Origin of the sequence: Nodularia sp. UHCC 0506 (assembly GCF_034931045.1) — a bacterium.
Classification (GTDB): Bacteria; Cyanobacteriota; Cyanobacteriia; order Cyanobacteriales; family Nostocaceae; genus Nodularia.
Genome location: NZ_JAYGHH010000032.1, coordinates 58858 through 62285, shown reverse-complemented (window position 1 = coordinate 62285; position 3428 = coordinate 58858). Strand labels below are relative to the sequence as shown.

Sequence of the window (3428 nt, the reverse complement as noted above, 5' to 3'; positions counted from 1 at the left end):
GGTTTTGATAAAATGATGTGCTGATATCGGGGTTGGTGCGCTCCTGGTTAAATAACTCATAAGTGGGAGCTACTGGAATTTGCCGCCGTAATTTAATATTGCTACTGAAATTATAACGGATCTTACCAGAATTTTTACTCCATATTTTAGCTTGAAATTCGATTTCATGGTGGTCAGATTTAGAAATTTCTACTAAATCTAAAGTGTATTCATTTGCTTGATTGCCATCAAAGATAATTCCCTTCAAAACTTTGAAGTTTTGGCAACTAAAGAATTTATAACCTGGATAAAGTTGTTCACAGGCATTAGCAATCCAGGAAAGGGCGCAAGTGGCGGTAAGAACTGGTTTACCGACAATTACATGGTCATGTAGAAATGGATTTGCTGCTAATGTTAATTGCCTCTGGATACGAAAACTCTTTAATTCTGGGTTTAATGCTCCTGGGGTTTAGAAAAGCGGACTACCAATTACTACTTGTGTAGTTGGTTTATTTTGTTGTTTTAGTTCAGAAACTAACATTTGCGCCCCAGTTTCTAGGGAAATAGTTTCAATATTGCGTTCAGCAAAAGCCTTTTTTAATTGTGGAGATACCATGCCACTATCCCAAGGACCCCAATTAATGGCGACTACATGACAATTAGGATGGTTGCGTTGAAAGAGATGGGCTGATTTATTGAGAATTTCATTAGCGATCGCATAATCAGATTGTCCCACATTTCCGTAAAAACCCACCACCGAGGAAAATAGAACTAAATATTGCAGTTCACTAGTTGATATACACCGGAGCAGGTTTTCTAAACCTTTAACCTTAGCAGCGTAAACCGTTTCAAAATCTTGGACTGTTTTTTTCTCAATCGGCTTATCAGCAAGATTACCAGCAGCATGAATAATCCCTGTAACTGCACCCAAACGTTCCACAGCACCAGCGACTTTTTCAGCCAGCATAACTGTATCGGTGACATCCACACTCAAGTATTCTGCCTGTCCACCCGCCTGTGCAATGGCTTGTAAGGTAGCGGCTATTTCCCGTCTAGATGCAATAGTCTGAAACTTTTGCTGCACCATTGTAGGTGTAGGTTTATCTCCTTTAGCGACGAAATCCTCCATAATTCGCTTTTTCAATTCTGCTTCCCCAACGTAACCCTCAGCCCATACAGGTTCTGCTTCAGCAGCAGAACGACCCAAGAGAATAAATTTGCATTGATAACGCTGTGCTAGTTCGATGACACATTTAGCTGTTATTCCCTTTGCGCCCCCACTAACGAGAAAGACTTGAGATTGGGGATGAGGAATTGGGGAATCAAAAATATCATCTAATTCTGGTTCACAAATTAAGGTTGTGCGTCCTTGTGAACTATATCCCACTTCCACAACCAAGCGATTATAGTCCTGAAGTTCAGCGAGGATATGGTCTACAGAAGTTTGAGCATCTAAATCAGGGCTGATATCTAAGGCGCGGCAAAATACAGATTCCCATTCCTGGTTAACTGTTTTGGTTAACCCAAATAAACCACTACTAATTGCACCAAAGTTAGTTTTTTGTCCTAGTCCAAATTCGCCATCTAGACGAGCCACAGTCAAGAAACAACTGCGTCCTTGCTCTGCTGCTTGATTTAGCGATGCTTTGAGGTATTTAGCGATGAGAAAAACGTGACGCAGAATTGATTTCTCTGTTTCCAGATAGGATACATGACTACTGCTATTTTGCAGACTTGGGGGATTGAGATGAATGAATGTAGCCACCTTACCATATTCCGAAGCGATCGCAGCTAACTGTTGTTGCAAATGCTCCTCACTCAAATCCGACAGCACTACACGATTGATATGCTCAGGTAAAGGCGATTGTTTACCAATCAGGGTTTGAGGAAAACTTAAAACCACGGTTTTCCAGCCCCGCTTACTTAAGGCCTCAGCTAGTTTCGTTGTCGTCAGGGAACCATCATCAGTGAGCAAAGCGATATGCTGTGGAGGTTTAGTAAAATCTAAAACATCAGGTTCAGGAAGAAATTTGAGTTTAACAGGACTGCGGCGAATGAGCGAGTGTTTGTAAACAGAGGCATTGCTCCCTACTCTTTCCCCCCTGCACCCTGCACCCTGCTCCCCAGCCTCTTCTCCCCTGCACCCTGCACCCTGCTCCCCAGCCTCTTCTCCCGTGGATAGTATTCCTGTTGCTAACACTTCCGCAGTTTTTTCTATGTAATCAACTATTTCTTGCAGGGTACGCAGTGGAGCCACATCTTCAGGATTTGGCTGAGGTAAATCGGGGTATAGCTCTAATAATGCGCCCAGAATTTCCACCCGTTTAATGGAATCAATCCCCAAATCAGCTTCAATGTCCATCGACATTTCTAACATTTCCCTGGGGTAGCCTGTTTTATCACTAACAATAGTCAGCAGGGTTTGACTGAGGGTGACTGCATCAATCTCGATTGGTGGTGCGGTTACTATAGTTGCAGTTTGATTCTCTAGGGGTGCAACAATGTCTAAAACTTGTGTTGTTTGATGGTGTGAGCCGTTACCGTTACCATTCCCATTCACCTTAGCATTGCCATGAGTAGCGGTAACTGGAATAGGCTGATATTCTGGGTATGTGGGAATAGTCGAACTATCTTGATATTTGAACGACGGAATCAAACTGTTTGGTGTGGTATCATCACAAAGCGGCAGTTGATGTTGCTGGACTAATTGGAAGAAGTTATTAGTATATTCTTGCTGATATTTCAGATACTGTTCATGAATGCGGAGGCTGTCAGCTTGATGTTCGTGGAATCGCATGATGCTGCGCTCTGAACTGGAGATAGCATATTGCTGGGTTTGCGGTTGTTGCTCAATAAATTTACCATCTCCCCATAAAATATGCTGTTGTGCCATTAACCCGAAGAAGGTCTTAGTATATTCTGTTTGATGCTGCAACGACTGTTCATGAACCTGTAAAATGTGACGTTGATGGCGATTGAATTCAATCAGAGTGTATTCTAAGTTATCTATGGCTCTCTGGTAATTTACAGATGCTTCCGAATCAGTTTGTTTAGGCTTGATGTCTTGTTCATCTAATTTCCCGTTTTTCATAGATTTAGTTTGACCATTGACTGCTACTTTCTCTGTATATCTGGCTCGACCATCCAAGTTCTCAGAAGTAATCAAATGTGGTGTTGTGGAGTGATGACCATTACTAACGGGCAGTTTTGCTTGATGTCCATTTTGTAGAGCCTTTTCAAACAACTGCTTGGTCTTGTCCGAGACATAATTAGTGCTATTTAAGCGCACATTCAAAAGATTAGTTTCCGGCTGGGCTGGAATTGGGCGCGACTGTTCATAAGGGTCTAAGTTCAGCAGAGGCAAACCAGCGACACGTAATTGTACAACAGCTTCTCGGAGAGTGCGATCGCTATCTTTTTGAGGGTGAGTATTTAATGCTACAGCTATA

The 3428-nt window shown here is 42.3% G+C and carries 1 pseudogene; it reads right to left on the bottom strand.

Going from position 1 to position 3428, the window contains the following annotated elements:
• Window positions 1–3428 (bottom strand): annotated as a pseudogene (locus tag VB654_RS17000) (SDR family NAD(P)-dependent oxidoreductase); the annotation flags it as partial.